Origin of the sequence: Acidovorax sp. (assembly GCF_047607405.1) — a bacterium.
Taxonomy (GTDB): domain Bacteria; phylum Pseudomonadota; class Gammaproteobacteria; order Burkholderiales; family Burkholderiaceae_C; genus Acidovorax.
This window is the reverse complement of sequence record NZ_JASGDA010000130.1, coordinates 1-14,760: the sequence shown is the minus strand read 5'-3', so window position 1 is coordinate 14,760 and position 14,760 is coordinate 1. Positions and strand designations below refer to the sequence as shown.

General features: G+C 68.3%; 14 protein-coding genes. 10 read left to right on the top strand and 4 right to left on the bottom strand.

Going from position 1 to position 14,760, the window contains the following annotated elements; translation table 11 throughout:
* The 3 genes from QM569_RS15595 to QM569_RS15585 form a co-directional block, all read right to left on the bottom strand.
* The coding region (locus QM569_RS15595; RefSeq protein WP_414988156.1) for an aspartate/glutamate racemase family protein at nt 1-524 on the bottom strand (524 nt) is incomplete at its 3' end.
* Between the two features lie 183 nt (nt 525-707).
* A complete protein-coding gene (locus QM569_RS15590) occupies nt 708-1,553 on the bottom strand; it encodes a MurR/RpiR family transcriptional regulator (RefSeq protein WP_414988155.1) in 846 nt (281 codons plus the stop codon).
* Between the two features lie 93 nt (nt 1,554-1,646).
* Entirely contained in the window at nt 1,647-2,489 is an 843-nt protein-coding gene (locus QM569_RS15585) for an enoyl-CoA hydratase-related protein (protein ID WP_414988154.1), read from the bottom strand.
* 138 nt (nt 2,490-2,627) lie between these two features.
* Here QM569_RS15585 and QM569_RS15580 point away from each other — a divergent pair, with 138 nt between their 5' ends.
* Entirely contained in the window at nt 2,628-3,512 is an 885-nt protein-coding gene (locus tag QM569_RS15580; protein WP_414988153.1) for a GSU2403 family nucleotidyltransferase fold protein, read from the top strand.
* 61 nt (nt 3,513-3,573) lie between these two features.
* Here the strand turns inward: QM569_RS15580 and QM569_RS15575 are convergent, their stop codons facing one another.
* Nucleotides 3,574-5,085, bottom strand: a complete 1,512-nt coding sequence (locus tag QM569_RS15575; RefSeq protein WP_414988152.1) for a helicase HerA-like domain-containing protein — start codon at nt 5,083-5,085, stop codon at nt 3,574-3,576.
* Between the two features lie 80 nt (nt 5,086-5,165).
* Here QM569_RS15575 and QM569_RS15570 point away from each other — a divergent pair, with 80 nt between their 5' ends.
* From QM569_RS15570 to QM569_RS15530, 9 genes are all read left to right on the top strand, one after another.
* Nucleotides 5,166-5,885 carry a YebC/PmpR family DNA-binding transcriptional regulator gene (locus QM569_RS15570; protein WP_414988151.1) on the top strand — a complete coding sequence of 240 codons (720 nt, stop codon included), beginning with the start codon at nt 5,166-5,168 and terminating at the stop codon, nt 5,883-5,885.
* Nucleotides 5,882-7,177, top strand: coding sequence for a phosphoribosylamine--glycine ligase (gene purD, locus QM569_RS15565; protein WP_414988150.1), 1,296 nt, complete (start codon nt 5,882-5,884; stop codon nt 7,175-7,177). The genes QM569_RS15570 and purD overlap by 4 nt, the downstream gene beginning before the upstream one ends.
* Entirely contained in the window at nt 7,174-8,070 is an 897-nt protein-coding gene (hemF, locus tag QM569_RS15560; protein WP_414988149.1) for an oxygen-dependent coproporphyrinogen oxidase, read from the top strand. The genes purD and hemF overlap by 4 nt, the downstream gene beginning before the upstream one ends.
* Before the next feature lie 71 nt (nt 8,071-8,141).
* Nucleotides 8,142-8,795 (top strand): ribosome silencing factor, encoded by a 654-nt coding sequence (rsfS, locus tag QM569_RS15555; RefSeq protein WP_414988148.1) that lies wholly within the window; start codon nt 8,142-8,144, stop codon nt 8,793-8,795.
* Nucleotides 8,792-9,259, top strand: coding sequence for a 23S rRNA (pseudouridine(1915)-N(3))-methyltransferase RlmH (gene rlmH / locus QM569_RS15550; RefSeq protein ID WP_414988147.1), 468 nt, complete (start codon nt 8,792-8,794; stop codon nt 9,257-9,259). The genes rsfS and rlmH overlap by 4 nt, the downstream gene beginning before the upstream one ends.
* A gap of 62 nt (nt 9,260-9,321) precedes the next feature.
* Nucleotides 9,322-9,921 (top strand): Maf family protein, encoded by a 600-nt coding sequence (locus tag QM569_RS15545; RefSeq protein ID WP_414988146.1) that lies wholly within the window; start codon nt 9,322-9,324, stop codon nt 9,919-9,921.
* A 14-nt stretch (nt 9,922-9,935) separates the two neighbouring features.
* Nucleotides 9,936-11,426, top strand: coding sequence for a ribonuclease G (gene rng, locus QM569_RS15540; RefSeq protein WP_414988145.1), 1,491 nt, complete (start codon nt 9,936-9,938; stop codon nt 11,424-11,426).
* Nucleotides 11,426-12,721 (top strand): ABC transporter substrate-binding protein, encoded by a 1,296-nt coding sequence (locus QM569_RS15535; protein ID WP_414988144.1) that lies wholly within the window; start codon nt 11,426-11,428, stop codon nt 12,719-12,721. The genes rng and QM569_RS15535 overlap by 1 nt, the downstream gene beginning before the upstream one ends.
* On the top strand, nt 12,718-14,760 hold a 2,043-nt coding region (locus QM569_RS15530), incomplete at its 3' end, for an ATP-binding protein (protein ID WP_414988143.1). The genes QM569_RS15535 and QM569_RS15530, both read left to right, overlap by 4 nt.

Genomic DNA, 14,760 nt, shown 5'->3' with positions numbered 1-14,760 from the left:
TGCGCGCCGTCCAGCGCCACGCAGTCGGCGGCGGCGCGGGCCAGCGCCTGTTCCAGCAGGGCGGGCTGCGCGGACCATGCGCGCGGGTCGCCCGCCGTGGCGCGCAGGCCGGTGTATTGCGCGCCCAGGCCGAGTTGCGCCGCGTGGGCAGCTATCGCGTCCGCGAGGTCGGGCGTGGTGGTGGCGATGCCGAAGCGCCGGCCCGCCTCGGCGGCCTCGGTGAGCGCCGCCTCGCAGATGCCGACCACGGGGATGCGTGTGCGCGCGCGCAGCGCCGCCACGCCCGGGTCGCCGAAGCAGCCGACGACGATGCCTGCCCAGCCGGGGCCCGCCGCGTCGCACAGCGCCAGCACCTGCGCCGCGCTGGCCGCGAGTTCGGCGGGGGTCGAGATCAGGGGTACGCCGCTGCGCGCCGTCACCCCCTGCACGGTCACGCCGCCCGCCATGTGCGAGCGAATGACCTCGGCCATCATCTCCGTGGTGGCGCGGGAAGTGTTGGGGTTGATGAGCAGGAGCTTGGGCATGGCAGTAGAAAATTGAAAATTAATTTTCTGATTCTGCCTGTTAGCAAATGCCGTGCCACTGCGCTGAATGGCAAAAAGCCCGGGAAGCAGGAGTTTCTGCGCCAGATGAGTGAAAAATAATTTTCTATCTGGCTGCTTTTGGTGCCGCCGCGCCTTGTCGCGGTGCAGGCGGCGGCGGTGGCGCTACAGCTCGCCCAGTTCGTCGTGCAGCACTTCGATGGCGGCCAGCCGCTTGCGGGCGGCGGGCCCGGCGGCGGTGACGACCTGGGTGGCCAGCAGGTCGCACAGCGCCATCACTGCGACGTGGTTGTCCAGCGGGCCGGGGCCTGCGCAGTGGCATTGCACCGACCAGGTGGCCGCCGCGCAGCCGGGCGATGCGTGGTCGCCGATGTAGAGCACGCGGGCGCGCGCGCGCAGGGCGGCCTGCAGCAATGCGTCCATCTGCCCCGTCTGGCGCCGCACGCCGAAGACCACCACGCAGTCCTGCGGCGCCAGTTGCGCCAGGTATTCGCCCAGCGTCTCGCCCGGCCCGGGCAGCGCCAGCACGCGCGGGCGCACCTGAATGATCTGCCAGCGCAGGTAGGCCGCGAAGGCGTGGCTGCTGCGGCTGCCGAAGATGAGCACCTGCGGCGCGTCGATCAGCGCCTGGACGATGGCGGCGAGCTGCGCCTCGGTCAGCTCGCCAAAGGTCTGCTCCAGGTTGCGGCGCGACTGCTGCAGGTGCGCGGCCAGCGGCCCGGTGGCGGGCGCTGCGCTGGTGGCGCCCTGGAACAGCGGCGAGCCGGACTGCCGCTCCTCGCGGGCCTGGCGCCGCGCGTCCTCGTAGTGGCTGTAGCCCAGCCGCTGGATCAGCCGCGTGACGGTGGCGTTGGACACGCCCGCCAGCGCGGCCAGCTCGCTGGCGTTGTAGCTGGCCAGCTCGCCAGGAAAGTCCAGCAGCAGGTCGGCCAGCTTGCGCTCGGCCGCCGACAGGGCTTCCAACTGGCCGCGCACGCGGCGCAGGAACGATTCGGCAGGGCGCAGGGGCATGGTGAATCCGGGTGGTCGCGGTACAGGCTGAATGATAGCCAAATTGGCCTCTAGCGCTTATCCATCAAGCACTGTCAGCTATTGTTTTGATAGTCAACCGTCGCTGAAGCGCGTGAGCGGCGCCAGGGCCGGGAAGTCGCCCGCGCGCTTTTGCTTCATGGCCGTGACGGCTTCCATCACGTGCCGGTTGCTCCAGATCGCGCCCTGCAGCCAGCCCATCTGGCGCAGGCTGTCTTCCACCGAATGGTCGCGCGCGTAGTTCACTGCTTGCTTGGTGCCCCAGATGGCGACAGGCGGCTTGGCGGCGATCTCCTCTGCGCACTGCAGCGCGGCGGCCAGCATCGCGTCCTGCGTGTCGAAGACTTCGTTGACCAGGCCGTAGTCCCGCGCCTTCGCGGCGCCCAGGCGGCGGCCCGTGTACGCCAGCTCCTTGACCACGCCCAGCGGGATCAGCTTGGGCAGGCGCTGCAGCGTGCCCACGTCGGCCACCATGCCGATGTTGATCTCCTGGATGCAGAAAAAGGCGTCCGCCGTGGCGTAGCGGATGCACGCCGCCGTCACCATGTCCACCGCACCGCCGATGCAGCCGCCCTGGATGGCCGCGATGACGGGGATGCGCAGGCTCTCGATGCGGGTGAAGGTGGACTGCATGTCGGTCAGCAGGTCGAACACGGCGGCGCGGCCCTCGGGGCTGCGGTCGTCCAGCGAGACCGCGCCGCCAAACGTCTCCAGCGCCATGCCCGCGCTGAAGTGCTTGCCCGTGCTGCTGATGACCAGCGCCCGCGCCTCGCCCGCCTGGTGCAGATGGGCCAGCACGCCGTCCAGCTCGCGCCAGAACGTGGGGTGCATGGTGTTCATGGCCTCGGGGCGGTTGAGGACGAGGTGGGCGACGTGGCCGACGGTGGTGAGGGTGAAGCAGGTGAGGGTGTCGTTCATGGTTTTGTATGGTGGTTGAATTGGCAATTAACTTGTTGAATTTATTGGTATTTCCTAGTAAATTAAAAAAACTATGAAAAACCCGGAAAACCGCCGTTTCACCGTTTCATTGAACTGGCCGAGACCCAGCTTCGCCAGTTGAGCGATGCCCAGGCCGTCCTGCGCAACTGGGCGGATGCCCGCCAGGCCGCCCAGGAAGTGCGCGGCTCGATGCGCTGGAAGACCACGGCGGGCAAGCGCTACCTCGTGCGGGTCAGCCCCGCGGGCGCCGAGAAATCGCTGGGCCCCGAGGACGGGCGCACCACGGAAATGTACGGCGCATTTCACCGCCGCAAGGAACAGGCGCAAGCGCGCCTGAAGGCGATGCGTGAGCGCATGGACGAAATGCGCAGGCTCAACCGGGCCTACCGCGTGGGGCGGGTGCCGACCATCGTGGTGCGCTGCCTCCATGCGATTGATGAGGCGGGGTTGGCCGGCCAGTTCCTCGTCGTCGGCACGCATGCGCTGTATGCCTACGAGACGGCGGCGGGCGTGCGCGTGGAGTCCGGTGCGCTGGCGACGCAGGACCTCGACGTGCTGTTCGACGTGGACAAGCTGCGGGCCTTTACCACGCGGATCAAACAGTCGGATGCGCGCTCGTTCATCAACGTGCTGCGCCGCGCAGACCCGAGCTTTCGCGTGCGCCGCGACCAGTTGCAGACCGCCGTGAACGACAGCGGCTTCGAGGTGGACGTGATCCGCCGCGTTGTCACGGACGGCGAGGACGACTTCTGGGCCGTGCAGGCCGACCAGAGGCAGCGCATGGCGTCGGGCCGCAAGTTCGAGCAGATGGTGGTGTCCGCCACCGGCGAAATGGCCGTGATGCGCACCTTGCACCCGCTGGACTTCATCCGCTTGAAGCAGGAGCTTTCGCAACGCCCTGGGCGCGACCCGCTCAAGGCGCCCAAGGACCAACTGCAGGCCGAGACGGTGCAGGCGATCTGGGACGAATACCTGGAGGCGCTGGACAATTTGCCGCGCTAGAAATGCTACTTTAATGATAGCTGCTTGCGCTTGCTGCATAAGCGCAAGAGGTCAATTTGGCTTATCTTTTCTTGCTCCCGAAGATGCCGCCCAGCACGCCGCGCAGAATCTCGCGGCCCACGTTGGTGCCCACGGTGCGCACGGCCGATTTCGCCATGGTCTGCACCAGGCCGTCCCTGCGGCCGCCGCGCGGGCCGGTGGTGCCAAAGAGCAGGTCGTTCAGGAAAGTGCCGCCTTCGCCGTCCTTGGCGGCAGATTCCTTGCCGGGGGCCGCGGCGGGCGGCGCGTCGGGGGCGCTTTCGGTGCGGCCCTTGAGCTTTTCGTAGGCCGATTCGCGGTCCACCATCTTTTCGTACACGCCCGCCACCAGCGAGTTCGCCATGATGGCCTGGCGCTGCTGCGGCGTGATGGGGCCGAGCTGGCTGCCGGGCGGCAGCACATAGACGCGCTCGGTCACGCTGGGGCGGCCTTTCTCGTCCAGGAAGCTCACGAGGGCCTCGCCCACCGCCAGTTCGGTGATGGCGGCCTCGATGTCCAGGCCCGGCTTTTGCCGCATGGTGGTGGCCGTGGCCTTCACGGCCTTCTGGTCGCGCGGGGTGAAGGCGCGCAGCGCGTGCTGCACGCGGTTGCCGAGCTGGGCGAGCACGCTGTCGGGAATGTCCAGCGGGTTCTGCGTGACGAAATACACGCCCACGCCCTTGGAGCGCACCAGGCGCACCACGAGTTCGATGCGCTCGATGAGCACCTTGGGCGCTTCGTTGAACAGCAGATGCGCCTCGTCGAAGAAGAAAACCAGCTTGGGCTTCTCGGGGTCGCCGATCTCGGGCAATTGCTCGAACAGCTCCGACAGCATCCACAGCAAAAAGGTGGCATACAGGCGCGGCGAGTTCATGAGCTTGTCCGCCGCGAGGACGTTGACCACCCCCTTGCCGTCCACCGTCTGCATGAAGTCGTTGATGTCGAGCATGGGCTCGCCAAAGAACTGGTCGCCGCCTTGCTGCTCGATCTGCAAGAGCCCGCGCTGGATGGCCCCCACGCTGGCGGCGCTGACGTTGCCGTATTCGGTGGTGAACTGCCGGGCGTTGTCGCCCACGTAGGCGAGCATGGTGCGCAGGTCTTTCAGATCGAGCAGCAGCAGGCCGTTGTCGTCCGCGATCTTGAAGACGATGTTGAGCACGCCCAGCTGCGTCTCGTTCAGCCCCAGCATGCGGCCCAGCAGCAGCGGCCCCATGTCGGAGATGGTGGCGCGCACGGGGTGGCCCTGCTCGCCGAACACGTCCCACAGCGTGGCGGGGCAGGCGGTGGGCGCGGGCAGTTCCAGCCCCCGCTCCTTCAGCGTGGCGGCCAGTTTGCCGCCGATGCTGCCGCTCTGGCAGATGCCGCTCAGGTCGCCCTTCACGTCGGCCATGAAGACGGGCACGCCGATGCGCGAGAACTGCTCGGCCAGGGTCTGCAAGGTCACGGTCTTGCCCGTGCCCGTGGCCCCGGTGATGAGCCCGTGGCGGTTGGCCAGGCCGGGCAGCAGGTGGCATTCGGTGGTGGCGTGCTTGGCGATCAGCAGGGGTTCGGCCATTTGGGTTTTCCTCGGGGTGCGGGTGGAAGCAAAAAGTAAAATCGCGCCCTGCGATTATTAAATCAATACAAAGGACTCCCGTGGCAGGACACAGCAAATGGGCGAACATCCAGCACCGCAAGGGGCGGCAGGATGAGAAACGCGGCAAGATCTGGACCCGCATCATCCGAGAAATCACCGTGGCGGCCCGCTCGGGCGGCGGCGACCTGTCGGCCAACCCGCGCCTGCGCCTGGCGGTGGACAAGGCCAAGGCGGCCAACATGCCCGCCGACCGCATCAAGTACAACATCGACAAGGCCACGGGCAACGCCGAGGGCCTGACCTACGAGGAAATCCGCTACGAAGGCTACGGCTTCGGCGGCGCGGCCATCATGATCGACACCATGACCGACAACCGCGTGCGCACCGTGGCCGAGGTGCGCCACGCCTTCAGCAAGCATGGCGGCAGCATGGGGACGGAAGGCTCGGTGGCGTTCCAGTTCAAGAACGTGGGCCAATTGATCTTTGCACCCGGCACCAGCGAGGACAAGGTGATGGAAGTGGCGCTGGACGCCGGGGCCGAGGACGTTGTTACCGGCGACGACGGCGCCATCGAGGTGCTGACCGCCCCGGCGGACTTCGAGGCCGTGAAGAACGCGCTGCAAGCCGCTGGCCTGACACCCGACGCCGCCGACGTGACCATGCGCCCTGACGTGACCATCGACCTGTCCGGCGAAGACGCCGAGCGCATGCAGAAGCTGCTGGACGTGCTGGAAGACCTGGACGACGTGCAAGAGGTCTATCACAACGCAGCGCTATGAAGGTACTCGTCATCGGCGGCGGCGGCCGTGAACACGCCATGGCCTGGAAGCTCAGCCAGTCCCCCAAGGTCACCAAGGTCTATGTGGCCCCCGGCAACGGCGGTACGGCGCTGAACCCCAAGCTGGAGAACGTCAGCATCAGCGACGTGCAGGCGCTGCGCGCCTGGGCGCAAGAGCAAAAGATCGGCCTGACCGTGGTCGGCCCCGAGGCCCCGCTGGCGGCGGGCGTGGTGGACGAGTTCCGCGCGCACGGCCTCAAGATCTTCGGCCCGACCAAGGCCGCCGCGCAGCTCGAAAGCTCCAAGGCGTTCAGCAAAGCCTTCATGCGCCGCCACGGCATCCCCACGGCGGACTACGACACCTTCACCGACCCGGCAGCAGCCCACGCCTTCGTGGACCGCCTGGGCGCGCCCATCGTCATCAAGGCCGACGGCCTGGCGGCGGGCAAGGGCGTCGTGGTGGCGATGACGCTGCAGGAGGCCCACGACGCGGTGGACTTCATGCTGGTGGACAACAAATACGGCGTGCAGCACAACGAGGGTGGCGCACGCGTCGTCATCGAGCAATTCCTGGAAGGCGAGGAAGCATCCTTCATCGTGCTGTGCGACGGCAAGAACGTCGTCGCCCTGGCCACCAGCCAGGATCACAAGCGCCTGAAGGACGGCGACGAAGGCCCCAACACCGGCGGCATGGGCGCGTACTCGCCCGCGCCGGTCGTCACGGCAGACGTACACGCCCGCGCCATGCGCGAAATCATCCTGCCCACCATCCGGGGCATGGAAAAGGACGGCATTCCCTACACCGGCTTCCTGTACGCGGGCCTGATGATCGACGCCACCGGCCACCCCAAGACGCTCGAATTCAACTGCCGCATGGGCGACCCCGAGACGCAGCCGATTTTGATGCGCCTGAAAAGCGACCTGGTGGACGTGATGAACGCCGCAGTCGATGGCAAGCTCGACCAGATCGAGCTGCAATGGGATCGCCGCATCGCGCTGGGCGTGGTCATGGCGGCCCACGGCTACCCGGAGAACCCGCGCAAGGGTGATGCCATCACGGGCATTCCGCTCGGCGTCGTCAACGACGAAGCCCTGGATCACGCCGTGGTCTTCCACGCGGGCACGGTGTTGAAGGACGGTCAGTTGCAGGTGTCCGGCGGGCGCGTGCTGTGCGTGACCGCGCTGGCGGACACCGTGAAGCTGGCCCAGCAAAAGGTGTACGAAGTCGCCAAGGCCATCCACTTCGACGGCGCACAATACCGCCGCGACATCGGCCATCGGGCGGTGAAGTGACGACCTTCCGCAACTACCTGCTGGACTTGCAGGCCCGCATCACCGGCGCGCTGGAAGCCGTGGAAGGCGAGGGCGGCGCCCGTTTCCTTGCGGACACCTGGCAAAAGCCCGCAGGCGAAAAGCTGCAGGGCGACGGCCTGACCAAGATCCTGGAAGGCGGTCGCGTGTTCGAGCGCGCGGGCTGCGGCTTCAGCCACGTGCGCGGCCCGCAGCTGCCGCCCTCGGCCACGCAGCACCGGCCCGAACTGGCGGGCGCGCCGTTCGAGGCCATGGGCGTGTCGCTGGTCTTTCACCCGCGCAACCCCTACGTGCCCACCGTCCACATGAACGTGCGCATGATCTCGGCAGGCGGCGCGGCGTGGTTCGGCGGCGGCATGGACCTGACGCCGTACTACGGTTTTGAAGAAGACGCCACGCACTTTCACCGCACCTGCCGCGACGCGCTGGCACCCTTCGGCGACGACAAGTACCCGCGCTTCAAGCAGTGGTGCGACGAATACTTCTATCTGAAGCACCGCGATGAGCAGCGCGGCATTGGCGGCGTGTTCTTCGACGACTTCTCTGAACTCGGCCCCGACCAAAGCCGCGCCATGACGCAATCGGTGGGCGACGCTTTCCTGGCCGCCTACCTGCCCATCGTGGAAAAGCGCCAGGGCATGCTCTGGGGCGAGCGCGAGCGCGGCTTCCAGCTTTACCGCAGGGGCCGCTATGTCGAATTCAACCTGGTGTGGGACCGCGGCACGCACTTCGGCCTGCAGTCGGGCGGGCGCACCGAATCCATTTTGCTGTCCATGCCGCCGCTGGCCGCATGGTCGTACCAGCGCAGCGACGCGGCAGACTCCGACGAGGCGGCGCTCACGCAGCGCTTCCTGGTGCGGCGCGACTGGCTATGATTATGATAGCTACCAGTGCCCGTACCATAAGCGCCAGAGGCCAAAAACACTTCTAACCCAGGAAAGACCTGATGACCACATCCCCCCAAACGGAAACCGCCGCCAAGAAAGACGTGACCAAACTCCAGCGCGCCATCGTCGATGGCCTGGAGGACGTGAAGGCGCAAGACATCCAGGTCTTCAACACCGAGCGCCTCTCGCCGCTGTTCGAGCGCGTCATTGTCGCGTCCGGCACGTCCAACCGCCAGACCAAGGCCCTGGCCGCCAGCGTGCGCGACGCCGTGAAGGAAGCAGGCTTTGCCAAGCCCCGCATCGAGGGCGAGGACAACGGCGAATGGATCATCGTGGACTGCGGCCCCGCTGTCGTACACATCATGCAGCCCGCCATCCGCCAGTACTACCGGCTGGAAGAACTGTGGGGCGAAACGCCCGTGCGCCTGAAGCTCGGCGCGGCCAAGCCAGCCGCTGCCGCCGCCAAGAAGGCCCCCGCGAAGAAGGCTGCGGCCAAGACCGCCGAAGTGCCCGCCCGCAAGCCTGGCAAGCCCAAGGCCGCTGCTGCCGAGGCCAAGCCCGCAGCCGCCAAGAAGGCCGCCCCGGCCAAGAAAGCGCCCGCCAAGAAGGCGGCGGTGAAAACCGTCGTCGTCAAGCCCGCAGCCAGGAAGACGGCAGCCAAGAAACCCGCCGCCGCTGCCAAGAAGGCCCCTGCCCGCAAGAAGGCCCCGTGAAACTGCTCATCGTCGCCGTGGGTCAACGCGTGCCCGACTGGGCGCAGGCCGCCTACGACGACTACGCCAAGCGCTTCCCGCCCGAGCTGAAGGTCGAGCTGAAAGCCGTCAAGACCGAGCCGCGCGGCTCCAAGACGCTCGAAACCCTGTACGCCGCCGAACGCGAGCGCATCGAGGCGGCCATCCCGCGCGGCACGCGCACCGTCGCGCTGGACGAGCGCGGCACCAGCCTGACCACCAAGGCGCTGGCCCAACGCCTGAAAGACTGGCAGTTGAGCGGCGATGACGTGGCCCTGGTCATCGGCGGCCCGGACGGTCTGGACCCGGCCTTTCGCCAGGCCGCGCACGAGCGCATCCGCCTGTCCGACCTGACCCTGCCGCACGCCATGGTGCGCGTGCTGCTCATCGAGCAGCTGTACCGCGCGTGGTCGGTGAATGCGGGGCATCCGTACCATCGCGAATAAGAATACTCATATTTTCATAGCTGCCAGCGATTGACTGGCGTGCGCTAGAGGCCGATTTGACCATGAATTTCATCTACCTCGCATCCCAAAGCCCGCGCCGCCGCCAACTGCTGGAGCAACTGGGCGTGCCGCACGAACTGCTGCTGCCCGGCGCGGATGAAGACGCAGAGGCCATCGAGGCCGTGCTGCCGCGCGAGGCACCCACCGCCTACGTGGAGCGCGTCACCGCCCTCAAGCTCGACGCCGCCGTGGCGCGCCGTGCAGCGCGCGGGCTGCCCGATGCGCCCATCCTGTGCTCCGACACCACCGTGGCATTGGGCAGCACGATCTACGGCAAGCCAGACGACGCCGATCACGCCGCCCGCATGCTGGCCGAACTGGCGGGCCACGAGCACCGCGTGCTGACTGCCGTCGCGCTGCAAGTGGGTGCCAAGCGCCTGACGGCCCTGTCCACATCCCGCGTCACCTTCGCCACCATGACGGCCGCGCAGATAGCCGCCTACGTCGCCACCGGCGAACCCATGGGCAAGGCGGGTGCCTACGGCATCCAGGGCCGGGCGGCAGCCTACGTGCAGCACCTGGCGGGCAGCTATTCAGGCATCATGGGCCTGCCGATGTACGAGACCGCGCAACTGCTGCGCGCGGCAGGGTTCTCCGTCTGAAAAATCACAAAAACATGCAACAAGACATCCTCATCAACTGGTCGCCCCAGGAAACCCGCGTGGCCGTGGTCGAGCACGGCGCCGTGCAGGAGCTGCACATCGAGCGCACGCTGGAGCGCGGCCTGGTGGGCAACGTCTATCTGGGCAAGGTCTCGCGCGTGCTGCCCGGCATGCAGTCGGCCTTCATCGACATCGGCCTGGAGCGCGCCGCCTTCCTGCACGTGGCCGACGTGTGGCACCGCCAGGACAACGGCGAGCCGCCCGCCTTCGCCCGCAAGAACGGCGAGCCGCCCGTGCCCATCGAGAAGCAGGTGTTCGAGGGCCAGTCGCTCATGGTGCAGGTCATCAAGGACCCCATCGGCACCAAGGGCGCGCGCCTGTCCACGCAGATCAGCGTGGCCGGGCGACTGCTCGTCTTTCTGCCGCAGGACGACCACGTGGGCGTGTCGCAAAAAATCCCCGGCGCCGAGCGCGACGCGCTGCGCGCCCGCCTGCAGGCCCTGGTGGGCGACAAGGCCAGCGGCGGCGGGGGCGGCTTCATCTTGCGCACCAACGCCGAGGAATCGACGGACGCCGAGCTGGCCGAGGACATCGCCTACCTGCGCAAGACCTGGGCGCGCATCAAGGAAGCCTCGCTGCGCCTGCCCGCCACGTCGCTGCTGCACCAGGACCTGGACTTGCTCCAGCGCGTGCTGCGCGACCTGGTGGGCGAAGGCACGCAGGCCATTCGCATCGACTCGCTGGAGCAGTTCCAGCGCCTGCGCGCCTTTGGTCAGGAGTTCATGCCCGCCGCAGCCGCCAAGCTGCAGCACTACAAGGGCGAGCGCCCCATCTTCGACCTGTACTCCATCGACGAGGAAGTCGCCAAGGCCCTGGGCCGCCGGGTGGACTTGAAATCGGGCGGCTACCTCATCGTGGACCAGACCGAGGCCCTCACCACCATCGACGTGAACACCGGCGGCTACGTGGGCGCGCGCAACTTCGACGACACCATCTTCAAGACCAACCTCGAAGCCGCCCAGGCCATCGCCCGCCAGCTGCGCCTGCGCAACCTGGGCGGGATCATCATTGTCGATTTCATCGACATGGTGCGCGAGGACCACCAGCACGCCGTGCTGAGCGAGTTCCGCAAGCAGCTCGCCCGCGACCGCGTGAAAACCATGGCGGGCGGCTTCTCGCAACTGGGCCTGGTGGAGATGACCCGCAAGCGCACCCGCGAATCCCTGGCCCACATGCTCTGCGAGCCGTGCGAAGCCTGCCAGGGCTCGGGGCAGGTGAAGACGGCGCGCAGCGTGTGCTACGACATCCTGCGCGAGATACTGCGCGAGGCCCGCCAGTTCAACCCCCGCGAGTTCCGCGTGGTGGCCGCGCCGCAGGTGGTGGAGCTGTTTCTGGACGAGGAAAGCCAGCACCTGGCGGGGCTGTCGGACTTCATCGGCAAGCCCATCTCGCTCCAGGCCGAGGGCGGCATGGTGCAGGACCAGTACGACATCGTGCTGCTGTGATGAAGCGGTCGATCAAGCCCTTGCTTTGCGGTGTGTGCGTGGGGCTCGCTGCCGCCAGCGGCGCCGCCGCTGCGCCAGCAGCCGATGCGGCAGCGACGCCGCCCACGGTGGAGATATCGAGCTGGTGGGTGTCCGAAGGCGAGGCCGCCAGCCTTGGCGTGATCCGCAAGCACATGCAGGCCCAGGGCCTGCGCTGGCGCCAGCGCATCGCCGCGGGCAGCGGCACCAGCCGCTATGGCGACGTGCTCAAGCGCTGGGTGGCGCAGGGCAAGCCGCCCATGGCCTCGCAGGTGATCGGCTACGACATCCACGAATGGGCGCGCCAGGGCAAGCTCTCCATCCTCGACGACGTGGCGCGCGAGCAGGAATGGGACGAGGTCGTGCCCTACGGCATCCAGCACCTGTCCAAGTACCAGGGGCACTGGGTGGCCGCGCCGATCAACGCGCATTCCACCAACTGGCTGTGGGTGAACCACGCGCAGTTCGCGCGCCTGGACATCGCGCCGCCCGACACCTGGGACGACCTGGTGGCGATGCTGGACAGGGCGAAGCAGGCGGGCGTCATCCCCCTGGCCATGGGGCGCGAGGCGTGGGAGCACACGCTGCTGTTCGAATCCGTCGCGGCCGGGGCGGGCGGGGCGGAGTTCTACCGCCGCGCCTTCCTCGAACTGGACCCGGCGGCGCTCGACGGCCCCTTGCCCGAGAAGATCTTCGCGCGCATGTCCGTGCTGCGCGGCTACCTGGACGCGGGCTTTTCGCGCCGCAGCTGGGACGAGGCCACCACGCTGGTGCGCCAGGGCAAAGCCTTGGCGCAGGTGCAGGGCAGTTGGGTGCTGGGCGAGTTCCGCTCCCACGGCCTCGTCGCGGGCCAGGACTTTGAGTGCCTGCGTTTTCCCGACACGCAGGGCCTGTTCCTGTTCAACAGCGACCAGTACATGCTGTTCAAGGACGGGCCGGGCGATGACCGCACGCGCGCGGCCTTCGCCCGCACGCTCATGCAGGTGGACCTGCAGGCCGAGCTGAACGTTGCCACCGGCGCCGCGCCCGCCCGCGTGGACGTGCCGCGCGAGCGCTTTGGCCCCTGCGGGCAGCGCGCCATCAGCGACATGCGCGGCGCCAACATGCGCCGCACGCTGATGGGCTCCATCGCCATGGGCAACGCCAACCCCGGGCCGGTCAAGCAGGCCATCTACGACGTGGTGCGCGACCACCTGATGGGCCGCACCAGCGACGCTGAAGCCGCGCGCCGCCTGCGCCGGGCCATTGCCGCAGCGCACACCCACAAGACCCCATGACACTCTTCGGCAAGCTCAAACTCACGGGCAAGATCGTGCTGCTGGTGGCCCTGCTCGGGGCGCTGGCGGCGGCGATCACGGTGTATTCGATGGCCCGCCTGCAGGCGGTGGACCGGGACTACCGCGCCCTGCTGGACAAGGACGCCCAGGCGTCCGTGCTGGTCGGCGCGGCCCTGCTGGACCTGAGCGACGCCAGCCGCCTGGTCTTTGCGGTGCTGACCGAGCAGGAGGAGGCCCGGATGCGCGCCGCGCAGGCGCAGCTCGACCGGCAGCAGCAGGACTTTCGCCGCAAGATCGACGCCATCCGCCCGCTGCTGCCTGCGGCGCACGCGCGGCTGCAGGACATCGGGCGGCAGGAGGAGCAGCTCTTCTCGCTGGCCGCCAGCATCGTCGATGCGGCGGCGCGCTGGCGCGGCGACCGGGCGCTGGACATCGTCCACCAGCGCTTCGACCCCACGCTCCAGGCCCTGCGCCACAACATGGACGCGGTGCGCGACGAGACCATCGCGCACTTCCAGCAGTCGTCGCAGGAACTCAGCGCCGCCACGCGCGAGACGCTGCGCAACACCGCGCTGGCCGTGGGCATCGTGCTGGTGGTGGTGCTGGGCCTCGCGGTGTGGCTGTCGCTGACGCAGATCGCGCACCCCATCAACCAGTTGACGCGCGCCATGGGCTGGCTCACGGAGCGCGACTACGCCCATGCCATCGCGTTCACCGGGCGCGGCGACGAGGTGGGCGAGATGGCGCGGGCGCTGGAGGTGTTCCGCGACAACATGCGGCGCGCCGACTACCTCGAAGTCGCCAAGGACCAGGCCGAGCAGGTGGCGCGGGCCAAGTCCGCCTTCCTGGCGACCATGAGCCACGAGATCCGCACGCCCCTGAACGCCGTCATCGGCCTCACGCAACTGAGCCTGCGCCGCCCGCTCGCCAGCGACCAGCGCGAGCGGCTGGAGAAAATCCTGCGCGCCAGCCAGCACCTGCTGGGCGTCATCAACAACATCCTCGACTTCTCCAAGATCGAGGGCGGGCACCTGCGGCCCGAGTCCATACCGTTCGCGCCCCGGCAGCTGCTGGACGACGTGCGCAGCATGCTCGTGGACAAGGCCGCCGAGAAGGGCCTGGCCCTGCGCCTGGAGGCCCAGGACCCCATGCCCGTGCTGCTGGGCGACCCGCTGCGCATCAGCCAGATACTGCTCAACTACGCCAACAACGCCATCAAGTTCAGCGACCACGGCGCCGTGGTGCTGCGCCTGCGGCTGGAGCGCGAGGCCCCGGGGCAGCGTTACCTGGTGGGCGAGGTGCAGGACGAAGGCATCGGCATGACCGAGGAGCAAATGCAGGCGCTGTTTCAGCCCTTCCAGCAGGCCGACTCGTCCATCACGCGGCGCTTCGGCGGCACGGGGCTGGGGCTGGCCATCTCGCGCAGCCTGGCGGACCTGATGGGTGGCGGCGTGGGCGTGCGCAGCCAGCCGGGGCAGGGCAGCACCTTCTGGTTCCGCGTGCGGGTGCAAGAGGCGGCGCCCGGCGTTTTGCCCGCCGCGCTGCTCCACGCCGCCGACCCGCCGTCGCCCGGTGCGCTGCAGGGGCTGCGCGCCCTGCTGGTGGACGACAACGAGCTCAACCGCCTGGTGGCGAGCGAGCTGCTGCAGGACGCGGGCATCCAGGTGGACCAGGCCCACGACGGCCGCCACGCCATCGAGCTGCTGGAGCAGGCCAGCGACGGCACCTACGACGTGGTGCTGATGGACATGATGATGCCCGGGCTGGACGGCTGCAGCGCCACGCGCCTGCTGCGGCAGAACCCGCGCTTCGGGCAACTGCCCGTCATCGCCATGACGGCCAATACCAGCCAGGAGGACGTGGCCGAGTGCGAGGCCGCAGGCATGAACGCCCTGGTGGCCAAGCCCATCGACGAGCAGGCGCTGTGGCGCGCCCTCACCCTGCACTGCCAGCCCGGGCAGGCTCCCGCGCTGCAGGCGCCGCCGCCCGAGGCGCCCGCCGATGCCGCCGCCGCGCCGGAAGGCCGCCCGGCGTTCGAC

Bases quoted from the DNA above. Each gene is read 5' to 3' on its own strand.
- purD (WP_414988150.1), top strand. From the start codon at position 5,882: ATGAAGGTACTCGTCATCGGCGGCGGCGGCCGTGAACACGCCATGGCC.
- QM569_RS15585 (WP_414988154.1), bottom strand. From the start codon at position 2,489: ATGAACGACACCCTCACCTGCTTCACCCTCACCACCGTCGGCCACGTC.
- rsfS (WP_414988148.1), top strand. From the start codon at position 8,142: ATGACCACATCCCCCCAAACGGAAACCGCCGCCAAGAAAGACGTGACC.
- QM569_RS15535 (WP_414988144.1), top strand. From the start codon at position 11,426: ATGAAGCGGTCGATCAAGCCCTTGCTTTGCGGTGTGTGCGTGGGGCTC.
- QM569_RS15545 (WP_414988146.1), top strand. From the start codon at position 9,322: ATGAATTTCATCTACCTCGCATCCCAAAGCCCGCGCCGCCGCCAACTG.
- QM569_RS15575 (WP_414988152.1), bottom strand. From the start codon at position 5,085: ATGGCCGAACCCCTGCTGATCGCCAAGCACGCCACCACCGAATGCCAC.
- QM569_RS15590 (WP_414988155.1), bottom strand. From the start codon at position 1,553: ATGCCCCTGCGCCCTGCCGAATCGTTCCTGCGCCGCGTGCGCGGCCAG.
- rng (WP_414988145.1), top strand. From the start codon at position 9,936: ATGCAACAAGACATCCTCATCAACTGGTCGCCCCAGGAAACCCGCGTG.